Origin of the sequence: Mesorhizobium sp. LjRoot246 (assembly GCF_964254115.1) — a bacterium.
Taxonomy (GTDB): Bacteria; Pseudomonadota; Alphaproteobacteria; order Rhizobiales; family Rhizobiaceae; genus Mesorhizobium.
Genome location: NZ_CAXUSN020000001.1, coordinates 3,751,651 through 3,764,565 on the forward strand (window position 1 = coordinate 3,751,651; position 12,915 = coordinate 3,764,565).

A 12,915-nucleotide genomic window follows, 5' to 3' on the forward strand; every position below is an offset into this window, starting at 1 on the left:
TTTCTGCCTACCGTTCCGACCGGGGCCAGAAACCTTCTGGCAAGGGGCGTAAGCAGACGGACATGGTTGTTGTTTCGCATTTCCTGAAGTGGATCTACACGGCCAGGGTGTCGGAGCGCGCCGCGGCGGCGAGTGCTCTGGCCCGGGCCTATATCAATTCCGAATTGCCTTTCGAAGACCGCTGCGCCGCCGAGGCGGCGCTGACGCTGTTGCTCGACGATGCCTCGTCGAAAGTGCGTCTGGCGATGGCTGAGGCGCTGTCTATGAGCCACCACGCACCACTGCAGATCATCAGCGTGCTGGCCTCCGACCAGCCGGAAGTCGCCGGCGTGGTGCTGGCGCGCTCGCCGCTGCTCACCGACGCCGATCTGATCAACCGCGTGGCATCAAGTCCGAAGGTGACACAGAAATTGATCGCCGACCGGCCGCTCGTCTCGATGGCGCTGTCGGCGGCCATTGCCGAGATCGGCGAGGCGGAAGCCTGTGCCGTGTTGCTCGCCAACAGCGGTGCCGACATCGCCTCGCTCAGCTTCCGCCGCATGGCCGAACGCCACGGCCATCTGCCCTTGGTGCGCGAGGCGCTGATATCGGATGCCCGCCTGCCTGCCGACTGCCGCCATATGCTGCTCGTCAAGCTCGGCGAGATGCTGAAAACGTCGCCGCTGGTGATGGCATTGATGGGCGCGGCGCGAGCCGACCGCGTCATGCGTGATGCCTGCGTCAAGGCTTCGGTGACGCTGATCGAGGGCACGCGCCAGGAAGAACACGCGGCCCTGATCGAGCATCTCAGGTTGCGCGGCGACCTTACCGCGAGCTTCCTCATCCGCACCATCGCGCACGGCAAGGTCGATTTCTTCGGCTCGGCGCTGGTCGCGCTCTGCCAGCAGTCCGAACAAAGGGTGAGGGCGCTGCTGGCCGGCGGGCACGATGTCGCCCTGCAGGCGTTGTTCCGCAGTGCCGGCCTCGCCGCCGCCACCCACGCCATCATCCTGCGTGCGCTGAAGATTTGGCGCGAGGTCGCCAATGGCAAGCGCGTCGCCGGTGTGCAGGAGGTCAGCTGGCTGATGCTGAAAGAGGTGGGCGGTCAATCCGCCGAAGGCGATCTCGCCGCGCTGGTCAAGTCGATCCATCTCGACGCGCTGCGCGAGAACGCGCGTGGCCATGCACTGGCGATCGCCGCGGCTTAGCCTTTATCCCTCGCAAAAAAATCCGGGAAATCCTCCATCGCGGCGGCGATGATGCGCAGCGATGCCGCGATCTGCAGCATTTCGCCGGTACCGTTTCGTTGGGCGATACCAGCCGCATATTGGCGCGCGACGGCGACGGTCGACGTCCGCGGATCACCGGGGGCGCGGAAGAGCAGTTCACGCGCCAGTCCTCTCAGGAAGTTGGCAATCGACAGCGCGGTCTCGGATGGGATGGCATGGCCTTGGCTTGCATCGCGCAGCCGCAGGACCTCCAGGCCGACGGTGACGGCGGCGACGCCGCCGCCCAGAACCGCATCGCCCTTCCGGCCGGCATTCTGCACCAGCGGCATCAGCTGGTTGATGCGGTCATAGGCGAGGCTCTCGAAGGCCGAACGCCTCGGCACGCGCTCATGCAGGCAAAGCCGCGCCAAATCCTCGCGCATGGCGCGCACGATACGGCTGGCGGCAAGCCACGGATCGGCGGGCAGCACGACGATGAAGACACCGATCGCCAGCAGGATGCCGACCAGGATCGACGCCGAGCCGGCGAAGAAGGGTCCGGGATCGTAAGTCATGGCCTGATGTGGGCTGAGGAAGGCGAGGAAGTTGATGGCGAAGGCCGTCGCCACGCCGACATAGCGTGGATTGGCCATGGCCAGTGCCGTCGGTACCAGGATCGGCACGACAAACAGCATGAACCAGCCGAATCCGGGTAAAGCGGGCAACGCGACCTGGCCGACGAGAAAGGCAAAGGGCAGCGCCAGCAGCGTTCCCTTGAAGAAGCCCCAGGCGACCTGCACCGGGTTGGGGCGAGCGGCGAACAGGCTCGACACGACGGCAACGAGAATGACCGTCCCGGCCGCTTCCGACCATTTCGTCGTCAGCCAGAAGGCCGCGACCAGCAGTGTGGCAAGGGCGGCGCGCACGGCGTTGCGCGATGCGCCGGGGTCGCGATGCACCACCAGCGCAGGCTGCCTGCTGCCGCGAACCGGGCGCGTGACCGGCGCGCGCAAGGCGTCGAGGCCGCGCAGCACCTGCTTGAGCGCCTCGGCGAAATCGGCGGCGATGGTGAGGCGGGTGATGGTGCCGACCCTGTCGTCGCCCTGGTCCGTCGAGGCATCGGGCATTTGCCGGGCGTTTCCGGCAATCGCATCGAGCCGAGCCATCCACAGCGCCGTATCGTCCAACGCGCCGGGCTTTGTCGCCAGTTCGCTGACCAGGGACTGCAATTCCGAGCGCACCGGAATGAGCGCCGCATTCTTCGGGGCGGCGTGCGAATGCAGCGCGCGTGCGGCCGACAGGGCCGAGAGCAACTGTCCTATGGTGCGCCGGACCGGATGGGCGCGCGGCGCGAAGCTCGGCGCTTCAAGCCTGGCATAGGCGCGCATCTCGCCAAGCGTCTGGGTGTCGGCGACCAACTTTCGGTGCAGGGCGGACAGCGTTGCCGGATCGCCGCCGGAGAACGCACCGCCCGCGTAGGTCGCGAGATCGAGGATGCAGCGTTTCAGGCGCGAAATGATGGCATCGCTGGCCAGTTTCGGCAGGATCAGCCGGCTGGTCAGGCCGGCGCAGACAATGCCGAGCACGATCTCGGCACAGCGCGCCACCGCGAGGTCGACGACGAGGTGCGGCTGTCCGAAAGCGGGCAGGCCGATGATCATCGCGGTGTAGCCGGCAAGGGCGGCACCATAGGCTTCGGGATTGCGCAGCAGCGACGAGACGAAGGTGCAGATGCCGATCCAGACGGCAAGCACCGTCACCAGCACCCAGGGGTTGGCGCCGAACACGGTGGTTATGCCGATCGCCGCAACGCCGCCGACGAGCGTGCCAAGCAGCCGGTAGAAGCCCTTCGCCAGCACCATGCCAGCAACCGGCTGGGCGACGATGAACACCGTCATCATGGCCCATTGCGGGTGGTCGAGCTTTAGGGCGTAGGCGACGAGAAGAGCGATCAGGCCGGCCGAGACGGTGCGCAGGGCGAAAATCCAGTCCGAGCGCGTCGGTTGCGTCAGCCCGGCCAAACTCGCCTCGAAGTAGCCCTTCAGCCGCGCCCAGGTCACATGCTCGTCTCCGCAACTGGAGCTTGTTATGGACCGGCTGGCGGCTAGATATCCAGCACTTCCGTCTCGGCGAACTCGGCGCGTTCCTGGATGAAGCGGAAGCGGGCTTCGGGTTTGGTGCCCATCAATGCATCGACAGCGTCCTTGGTCGCGGCCTCGGCGTCGATAACGTCGATCCGAAGCAGCGTGCGCTTCCTCGGATCCATCGTGGTCTCCTTGAGCTGCGCGGCCATCATCTCGCCCAGACCCTTGAAGCGGCCGAGTTCGACCTTGCCGCGCCCTGTGAATTCGGTGCGCAGGAGCTCGTCCTTGTGCGCGTCGTCGCGGGCATAGGCGACCTTGCCGCCTTGCCGGATCGAGTAAAGCGGCGGCACAGCGAGGTAGAGATGGCCGCCCCGCACCAGTGCCGGCATCTCCTGGTAGAAGAAGGTGATCAGCAGCGACGCGATGTGGGCGCCGTCGACGTCAGCGTCGGTCATGATGATGACGCGGTCGTAACGCAGATCCTCGTCGCGGTATTTCGACCGCGTGCCGCAGCCGAGCGCCTGGATCAGGTCCGAGATCTGCTGGTTAGCGGCCAGCTTGTCGTTGCCGGCGCTGGCGACGTTGAGGATTTTTCCGCGCAGCGGCAGTACCGCCTGGCTGGCGCGGTCGCGCGCCTGCTTGGCCGAGCCGCCGGCCGAGTCGCCTTCGACGATGAACAGTTCAGCACCCGCGGCGGCATTTTGCGTGCAGTCGGCGAGCTTGCCCGGCAGACGCAGCTTGCGCACCGCGCTCTTGCGCGACACTTCCTTTTCCTGGCGTCGGCGTACCCGCTCGTCGGCGCGTGCGATCACCCATTCGAGCAGCTTCGAGGCTTCCTGCGGATTGTCGGCCAGCCAATGGTCGAACGGATCGCGGATTGCGGTCTCGACGATGCGGATGGCCTCGATCGTCGCCAGCCTGTCCTTGGTCTGGCCGACGAATTCCGGCTCGCGGATGAACACCGACAGCATGCCCGCCGCCGAGATCATGACGTCTTCCGAGGTGACGATCGAGGCACGCTTGTTGCCGACGAGGTCGGCATAGGCGCGCAGGCCCCGCGTCAGCACGTTGCGGAAACCGGCTTCGTGGGTGCCGCCTTCGCCGGTCGGGATGGTGTTGCAGTAGGAATTGATGAAGCCGTCGCCGCCGAACCAGGTCACCGCCCATTCGAGCGAGCCATGGCCGCCCTGCTTGTCGCTCTTGCCGGCGAAGATTTCGCGCGTCACCTGGAAGTCGTCGCCGAGCGATGCCTTGAGGTAGTCCTTCAGGCCGCCGGGAAAATGGAACTCCGCCTTGGCCGGCGTTGGATCTTTTTCCTTGATCAGTGACGGATCGCAGGTCCAGCGGATTTCGACGCCACCGAACAGATAGGCCTTCGAGCGCGTCATGCGGTAGAGCCGCGCCGGTTCGAATGCCGCGCCCTTACCGAAAATCTGCTCGTCGGGGTGGAAGCGGATTTTTGTGCCGCGCCTGTTGTGAACTTCGCCCAACTGCTCGAGGCCAGTCACCGGAACGCCGCGTGAGAATTTCTGCCGATAGAGCTGACGGCCACGCGCGACTTCGACCTCGAGATGGTCCGACAGCGCATTGACCACGGAAACGCCGACGCCGTGCAGGCCGCCTGATGTCTCGTAGACCTTGGAGTCGAACTTGCCGCCCGAATGCAGCGTCGTCATGATCACTTCGAGTGCCGGCTTCTTGAATTTCGGATGCAGATCGACCGGGATGCCGCGGCCATTGTCGGTGACGGTGAGATAGCCGTCTGCCGAGAGTTCGACGTCGATGAAGGTGGCATGGCCGGCAACCGCTTCATCCATCGAATTGTCGATGACCTCGGCGAACAGATGGTGCATCGCCTTGTCGTCGGTGCCGCCGATATACATGCCTGGCCGGCGGCGCACCGGCTCCAGCCCTTCCAGCACCTCGATGTCGGCGGCGCTATAGCCCTCGCTGCCATCCTTGATTGCGGCAGGACGTTTGGTGGCCTGCACCAGCGGATCCGCCGGGCGCGCCGGCGTGCGAACCGGCAGCGGCTGCTTGTCCATATTGCCGAAGAGATCGTTGTTGTCGTCCATGCCTGCCATAGGGTCCGGTGCTGCGAATCACCTCGCGATACTGCCACGCTTTTCAGCGCCAAGCGACCGAGGTTCCTGTTCCGTTCGGGGATATTGCTCCTCTTAACCCAAAACCATTCGATAACCAAGCTGGCGGAAATAGGTCCGATGCCGCCGCGCAAGATTCCCGATTCTTTAACAATGCGGCCTAGCGTGAGCCCAACAAAACAAGAAACTGCTGATATCAGGGGTTTAGGCGTGAGGGGCAAGGCCATATCGATGATCGGCATCGCCGCCGTTTTCGGCGCGATATCGATCTTTGCCGCGGATTTCTGGGTCAAGAGCCAGGCTAAGGCCGATTCCGAAGAGAAGACGGCGTCGATTCCGGCACCTGTCGTACCCAGGGTGGAATTCAAGACCATCGTGGTGGCGAATGCGCCGCTGCGCTACGGCATGGAACTCGACCGGGCGCAGCTTAGCGAAATTCCGTGGTCGCAAGAGTCCGTGCCGCAGGGCGCCTTCGCCACCATCAATGCGTTGCTCGCAGACGGCAGCCGCGTGGTGCTGTCGCCGATCGACGTCAACGAGCCGGTGCTGCTGACCAAGCTGTCCGGGCCAAATGGCCGCGCGACGCTTTCCAACATGATGACGCCTGGAATGCGGGCGGTGACCATCCGCACCGATGAGATCGCCGGTGTCGGCGGCTTCGTCACGCCGGGCGACCGCGTCGACGTCGTGCTGACGCGCGATGCCGGCGAAATCCAGGAAGTGGCCAAGAACGCGCAGGGTGCGGCCGGTTCGACCATCACCTCCGAGATCGTCGTCTCCGACGCCAAGGTGCTGAGCGTCGGGCAGGGCGCCGACGTGCGCCAGACGACGCCGCAGATCGCCAATTCAGTGACCATCGAGGTGACGACCGACGGCGCGCAGAAAGTGGCGCTTGCCCGCACCGTCGGCACCTTGTCACTGTCGCTTCGCTCTTCCAGCGAAGGTGGCGACGGCAAGAACGGCGTCACCACCATCTCTTCCTTCGGCGGATCGGTCGCCTCGAACGTGCAGGCCGCGGCCAGCTCGCTGTTCGATGCCGCCACCAAGGAACCGGAGAAACCGAAGTTCAAGACGGTCATCGTGACGCGCGGCACAAAAGCCGAGGAATACCAGGTTCCTTCGCGGGACCAGAAATAGAAGCCAGTGGGGACTGGGTGAGGGACGGGGACAATGTTCGGGCTTATCACATATCGGGTCACGGGACGGTTGCGCGTTTTGCGCACCGTGGCCGTCGCGGCTTCGCTGGCTGCCGCCGCGATGCTGGCCTTAGGCGCCTCGGCTAGAGCCGACAACGACATCGTCTACGTGTCGTCGACCAAGAATGCGTCGATCAAGGTTGCCAAGGGCAAGCCGAAGACGATCATGACCAGTGCCGCCTTCTACCAGATCGTCATCGGCGACCCGGAGATCGCCAACGTCAATCCGCTGACCGACAAATCGTTCTATGTGCTCGGCAACAATCTCGGCACCACCGGCATCGCACTGTTCGATGAGAAGAAGCAGCTTGTCGGCACCGTCGACATCGAGGTGACGCTCGACACCGACCAACTGGCCAGCACCATTCGCGCCAGCGTGCCGGATGCCAGGATCAAGGTCGGCTCGGCCAATGGCCGTGTCGTGCTGTCGGGCGAGGCGGATGACGCCGTCGCGGCCGAAAAGGCAAACAAGATCGCGACGCGCTTTTCCGGCACCGAGGAGGTGATCAACTCGGTCAACATCTCTTCGTCGCAGCAAGTCCAGCTCAACGTCCGCTTCGTCGAGATCAACCGTCAGGCCAGCCAGGATCTCGGCGCAAAATACGCCGCCAATTTCGCCTACGGCCTCGGCGGACGCGATGTCACAATCGATACCGGTACGGTGCCGGCGGCCGGTACCGGCGAGATCATCGGCCGGCTTTTGTCGAACGGCGTGTCGATCGACATCGCCATTAAGGCGCTGGAAGAGCGCGGCTTGGCGCGGCGACTGGCCGAGCCGAACCTGATCGCCCGTTCCGGCCAGACGGCGAGCTTCCTCGCCGGCGGCGAATTCCCGATCCCGGTCTCCGAGGACAACGGCAAGATCTCGGTCAGCTACAAGAAATACGGCGTTAGCCTGGATTTCACGCCGACCGTCCTGAAGGACGGGCTGGTCAGCCTCGACATCGCGCCGGAAGTCTCCTCGATCGATGCCTCGGCCTCCTACAATATCGGCACCATCTCGGTTCCCGGCTTCATCGTGCGCCGGGCCAGGACGTCGGTCGACCTGAAGAACGGCCAAAGCTTCATGATCGCCGGATTGCTGCAGTCGCAAAACGACATCACCACGTCGCGCATTCCCGGCCTCGGCAAGATGCCGGTGCTCGGGGCACTGTTTTCCTCGAAATCCTATCAGCGACGCGAGACCGACCTGGTCATCATCGTCACGCCCTATCTGGTCAAGCCGGTCGATCCGTCGAAGAAGCTCGTCGAGCCGACAGATGGCACGCAGCCGGCCAGCAACGCCGATTATTTTCTCAACAACACCGAGGAAGTGAAGAGCTCCGATACCGGTCGCTCCGTGGCGCTGGCCGACGGCCGTGTCACCCAACCTGCCGCGGCCGCTTCGGCCGGGCATTTCCTCGACCTGCCAAAGGACTGAAGCCATGCGTCTGGCCTTGAGATCGAGCATCGCCTTGCTGCTGTCAGGCTGGGCCGCCGGCTGCACCAGCGACGACTATGTGCGCAGCGAAGGGCCGACGATCGGCGCCGGCGAGGCGCAGGCCGCCAACACCGTCATGCAGATGGTCGATCCCTGGAAATACGGGGTCCAGAACACCAGGCTTCTGGTGCCCGCGCAGCGCGAGAGTGCTGCGGCTGTTACGCCCGATCAGGCCGCCGATGCGAAGGCGTCGCAGTCTAGCGCAAGCAACTGATTCAACCGCAACTGATCCAACGGGCGACCTGACAGAATGGCAAACGGCATCAAGACCAGGAAGATCCTGCTGATATCGACCGACAGGACCTTTGTGCAGGACACGCGGACCGCATTCGCTGCCTCCGAGGTCATCCAGCTCTCGACAGTGGAGAAGAATGTCACCGAGCTGCGCGGCGAGATCCAGGAAGCCGACTTCGGCGCCATCATCGTCGACATGGATGCGGCAAGGCTGGAGGAGGTCGAGTCGTTGCAGCGCATCATGCGCCGGCTGGAGGACAAGGTGCCGGTCGTCGTGGTCACGCAGGAGTTCAACGCGGCCGCGGTGCGCATCCTGGTGCAGCTCAAGGTCGCGGATTTCCTGGTCAAGCCGATCACCACTGCCGATCTCGTGCGCTCCGTGGTGCGGGCGCTGCAAGGACCCGGGCGCGAGGAAAACACCGAGTCGCAGATCTACACTTTCATGCCGGCCGCGGGTGGCGTCGGCACCACGACGCTGGCGCTGCAAACCGCCTTCCAGCTGCATCATTCGGTGACGCGCGGCGCCTCGACCTGCGTCGTCGATCTCAATTTCCAGCAGGGCGCCTGCGCCGAATATCTCGACCTCGAACCGCGCTTTGACATCACCGAGATCGAGAATCAGCCCGAGCGCCTCGACCGGCAACTGCTCGACGTGATGCTGTCCAAGCACGCAAGCGGTCTCTGTGTGCTGGCGGCGCCGACGCATCCCTCGGAAATGCGCTCGTTCAAGACCGATGTCGTGGTGCGCATGCTGGACCTGGTCTCGGCGTATTTCGACAATGTCGTCATCGACATGCCGCGCACCTGGTTTCCATGGACCGAGACCGTGCTGCTTGGTTCCAACAAGCTCTACATCGTCGCCGAAATGACGGTGCCGTGCCTGCGCCACACGCAGCGGCTGATCCAGGCGGTCTACGAGACCGCCGGCAAGGAAGTGAAGCCGAACGTCATCGTCAACCGTTTCGAGCAGAAGATGTTCGACAACGGCATCAAGCAGGCGGACGTCCAGGAAATCCTCGGCGAGCATTTCGTCGGCGGTATCGCCAACAACTACCGGCTGGTGCGAGAGGCGGTCGATCGCGGCGTGCCGTTGCACGAGATCGATCCGAACGCCAATGTCGTCAATGATCTGAAGAAGATCATCCTGCCGGAGGAAGCGGTTCCAACCCGAGCGAAATCGCGCTCGCTGTTTGGCATGGGCCGTGGATTGTTGAAGAGGAAGGCCGGATGACCAGCCGCTTTTCCACCTTGCAGAACCGCGATGCGCGTCCGCAGCGCGCCGCCGAGCCGACGCCGGTCGCCCATCATGCCGTCGTCATTCCGACGAACCGAAAGGCTTTGCCGTCAAAGCCGGAAGCATCGCCGGCAAAGAACGCCAACAAGGTGCTTGATGCGCGGGTGCGTATCCACCGGCTGCTGCTCGAGGAGATCAACCTTGTCGCGCTGGAGCGTTTGCCCAAGGACGAGATGCGCCGCCAAGTGCATGAATTCGTGTCGGAAAAGACCAAACTGGAGCGGATGGCGATCAACACCGTCGAGCTTGACGCGCTGGTCGACGACATTGTCGACGAGATGGTCGGCCTCGGTCCGCTCGAGCCGCTGCTCAAGGACCCCGATATCAACGACATCCTGATCAACGGCCACCAGAACTGCTTCGTCGAAAAGAAAGGCAAGCTGCAGCCGGTCCATATTCCGTTCAAGGACGAGGCGCATCTCTTGCGCATCGTCAACAAGATCGTTGCCGCGGTCGGCCGTCGCGTCGACGAATCGCAACCGATGGTCGATGCGCGCATGCTGGACGGATCGCGTTTCAACGCCGCCATCCGCCCGGTTGCGGTCGATGGGCCGCTGGTGTCGATCCGCAAGTTCTCCAAAAACAAGCTCGGCCTGCACAAATTGGTCGAATTCGGCGCCATCACCCAGAACATGGCCGAAGTGCTGGCAGCGGCCGTGCATGCCCGCAAGACGACGATCATTTCGGGCGGCACCGGTACCGGCAAGACGACCATGCTCAACGCGCTGTCGGCCTTCATTCCAGAAGATGAGCGGCTGATCACCATCGAGGACGCGGCCGAGCTCCAGTTGCAGCAGCCGCATGTCGCGCGCATGGAGACGCGTCCCGCCAACATCGAAGGCCATGGCGAGCTGAAGCAGCGCGACCTCGTCAAAAACGCCCTGCGCATGCGCCCCGACCGTGTCATTCTCGGCGAATGCCGAGGCGAGGAAGCCTTCGACATGCTGCAGGCGATGAATACCGGCCACGAAGGGTCGATGGCGACCATCCATGCCAACACGCCGCGCGATGCCATTTCTCGGCTTGAGCAGATGCTTGGCATGACCGGCATGCCGATGACGGTGCAGTCGATCCGCAGCCAGATCGCCAGCGCGCTCGACCTGATCGTCCAGCTGACGCGCCTGTCCGACGGCAAGCGCAAGGTGACCAGCGTCGCCGAGGTGACTGGCATGGAAGGCGACGTCATCCAGATGCAGGAGATATTCCGCTTCGTGCGCACCGGCATGGAGGCCGACGGCAGGATACTCGGCCACTACGAGGCGACCGGCATCCGGCCGCGCTTCCTTGAGGATCTGCGCGCCATGGGCATCGAGTTCCCCGGACGATATTTCGAACCCGGCCGGCCGCAGGAGTAGCCAAGTGTTCGACGGGCTCAGCGCGATCTATGTCGTCTATGCCGCGGCAGCTCTGACCGGCATCCTGATCGCCGAGGCCTGCTACCTGCTCTATGCCGGCCGCAGCGACAAGCGCACCGCCATCAACCGGCGCATGAAACTGCAGGAAAACAAGATCAGCCAGGAGCAGGTGTTGGTCCAGCTGCGCAAGGAGCGCGGCCTTGAAGCGGGCACGCCGCTGTTTTCGCCGGACCGGTTCCGCGCTCTGCGAACCCAGTCGGGCATGATCATGCCGCTGTCGAAATTCCTGATGATCACCTGCGGCGTGGCATTCGCCATGGGTTTGGTCGCCATCTGGTATGGCTTGCCGCCGCTGTTGGGACTTGTCCTGTTTGCGGTGCTTGTGCCGATGCTGCCGGTGATGACGCTGCGTTTCAAGCGCAAGCGCCGGCTGAAGCGCTTCGGCATGCAGCTGCCGGAGGCACTGGAACTGATCACGCGTGGCCTGAAGGCCGGCCATCCGGTGCCGGTGGCGATCGCCATGGTGTCGCGCGAAATGCCCGACCCGATCGGCACCGAGTTCGGCGTCATCGCCGACGAAGTGACCTATGGATCGGATCTGGTTTCGGCCTTGAATTCGCTGTTCGATCGGGTCGGCCATGAGGACCTGCCGCTATTCCTCACCGCCGTTTCGATCCAGAGCAGTTCGGGCGGCAATCTGCGCGAAATCCTTGATGGCCTGGCCCTGACGATCCGCGAGCGCGGCAAGCTGCGCCGCAAGGTGCGCGCCATTTCGACCGAAGGCCGCCTGTCGGCCTACATCCTGACGGCGATACCGGCACTGCTGTTTGCCGCCATCATGGCGCTGATGCCGGCCTTCTACCGCGATGTCTGGGGTGAGCCGAAGACCTGGTACCTGATTGGCGGCTCTATCACCTGGCTGATGCTGGGCAATCTGATCATGTTCAAGATGTCCAATTTCAAGTTCTGACATGCAAAGCTTCATCGAATTCCTCGCCTCGCTTGCGCCGACCTCGTTGATGCCGGTGGCCATCCTGCTGCTGGCCGCAGGGGCCGCCGCGGTCGCCTGGCCGATGGTGACGGCAAAGGGCGATCGCAACGAGGTCATGCGCCGGCTCAGGGTCGACAATGCTCCGGTGGCCGCGAAACCAGAGCCGGTGCAGAAGAAGAATACCGGCGTCGTGCGCGAGAAGGCGGTGAAGCGGGCGCAGGAATTCTACGCCAAAAGCGATCCGGAAAATGTCGCCCGACTGCGCATGAAGCTCATCCAGGCGGGATATATGGAGCCGCGCGCTGTCGGCATGTTCTTCCTGATCCGGTTCACCGCGATGATCGGCACGGCTATCGGTGTTTTTGTGCTCAACCGGTGGATGGCCAGCCCTGACGCGACGATGGCCAGCCGCTGGACATTCGTCATCCTGTCGGGAGCGGCCGGCTATTTCCTGCCCGGCCTGGTGCTGAGCCAGAAAGTTCGGGAACGCAGGCGGGAGTATCGCAACGGGTTTCCCGATTTCATGGACCTGATGATCGTCTGCTCGGATGCCGGCATGAGCATGGAGGCTGGCATCGAGCGCGTCTCGAAGGAACTTTCCAAGACCTATCCCGCGCTCAGCCAGAACCTGCAGCTGGTGTCGCTGGAGCTGAGGGCCGGGCGCAGTCTCGACGATGCGCTGAAGGCGCTCGCCGACCGCCTCAGCCTGGACGAGGTGCGTTCCTTCGCCACGTTGCTGCAGCAGTCCAAGGAACTCGGCACCAGCCTGTCGGGGGCGCTGCGCGTCTTCTCCGACGAAATGCGCCACAAGCGCATGTCGCTGGCCGAGGAGAAGGCGCATGCCTTGCCGGCCAAGATGTCTGTGCCGGTGGTGGTGTGCATCCTGCCCGTGGTGCTGATGATTGCGACCATTCCAATCATCGTCAAACTGACGGGCACACACTAGGGTACCCCTGAAATCAGTCCAAGCGAGGGCTGACCCCATTGTTCTG

At 63.8% G+C, this 12,915-nt stretch carries 10 protein-coding genes; 8 read left to right on the forward strand and 2 right to left on the reverse strand.

Going from position 1 to position 12,915, the window contains the following annotated elements:
• The first annotated feature begins 62 nt into the window (after positions 1 to 62).
• A complete protein-coding gene (locus ACSQ3L_RS18205; protein WP_436161210.1) occupies positions 63 to 1,187 on the forward strand; it encodes a DUF2336 domain-containing protein in 1,125 nt (374 codons plus the stop codon).
• Here the strand turns inward: ACSQ3L_RS18205 and ACSQ3L_RS18210 are convergent.
• Together ACSQ3L_RS18210 and parE are read right to left on the reverse strand one after the other, a co-directional pair.
• The gene (locus tag ACSQ3L_RS18210; RefSeq protein WP_436161211.1) at positions 1,184 to 3,247 is read right to left on the reverse strand and encodes an FUSC family protein; all 2,064 of its coding nucleotides are present in this window, start codon (positions 3,245 to 3,247) and stop codon (positions 1,184 to 1,186) included. The genes ACSQ3L_RS18205 and ACSQ3L_RS18210 overlap by 4 nt on opposite strands.
• Positions 3,248 to 3,291: 44 nt before the next feature.
• Positions 3,292 to 5,346: a DNA topoisomerase IV subunit B gene (parE, locus tag ACSQ3L_RS18215; RefSeq protein ID WP_436161212.1), complete on the reverse strand. Its 2,055-nt coding sequence runs from the start codon at positions 5,344 to 5,346 to the stop codon at positions 3,292 to 3,294.
• A gap of 237 nt (positions 5,347 to 5,583) precedes the next feature.
• Here parE and cpaB point away from each other — a divergent pair, with 237 nt between their 5' ends.
• The 7 genes from cpaB to ACSQ3L_RS18250 are packed head-to-tail and all read left to right on the forward strand — an operon-like array spanning position 5,584 to position 12,869.
• Entirely contained in the window at positions 5,584 to 6,510 is a 927-nt protein-coding gene (gene cpaB, locus ACSQ3L_RS18220) for a Flp pilus assembly protein CpaB (protein WP_436161213.1), read from the forward strand.
• Positions 6,511 to 6,543: 33 nt separating this feature from the next.
• Positions 6,544 to 7,989 (forward strand): type II and III secretion system protein family protein, encoded by a 1,446-nt coding sequence (locus ACSQ3L_RS18225; protein WP_436161214.1) that lies wholly within the window; start codon positions 6,544 to 6,546, stop codon positions 7,987 to 7,989.
• Between the two features lie 4 nt (positions 7,990 to 7,993).
• A complete protein-coding gene (locus ACSQ3L_RS18230; RefSeq protein ID WP_436161215.1) occupies positions 7,994 to 8,263 on the forward strand; it encodes a hypothetical protein in 270 nt (89 codons plus the stop codon).
• 36 nt (positions 8,264 to 8,299) lie between these two features.
• Complete coding sequence (locus ACSQ3L_RS18235) at positions 8,300 to 9,514, forward strand: AAA family ATPase (RefSeq protein ID WP_436161216.1); 1,215 nt, start codon at positions 8,300 to 8,302, stop codon at positions 9,512 to 9,514.
• Complete coding sequence (locus ACSQ3L_RS18240; protein ID WP_436161217.1) at positions 9,511 to 10,932, forward strand: CpaF family protein; 1,422 nt, start codon at positions 9,511 to 9,513, stop codon at positions 10,930 to 10,932. Before ACSQ3L_RS18235 ends, ACSQ3L_RS18240 begins: the two co-directional genes overlap by 4 nt.
• A 4-nt stretch (positions 10,933 to 10,936) precedes the next feature.
• Positions 10,937 to 11,902, forward strand: coding sequence for a type II secretion system F family protein (locus ACSQ3L_RS18245; RefSeq protein ID WP_436161218.1), 966 nt, complete (start codon positions 10,937 to 10,939; stop codon positions 11,900 to 11,902).
• Position 11,903: 1 nt separating this feature from the next.
• Complete coding sequence (locus ACSQ3L_RS18250) at positions 11,904 to 12,869, forward strand: type II secretion system F family protein (protein WP_436161219.1); 966 nt, start codon at positions 11,904 to 11,906, stop codon at positions 12,867 to 12,869.
• The last annotated feature ends 46 nt before the right edge of the window (positions 12,870 to 12,915 follow it).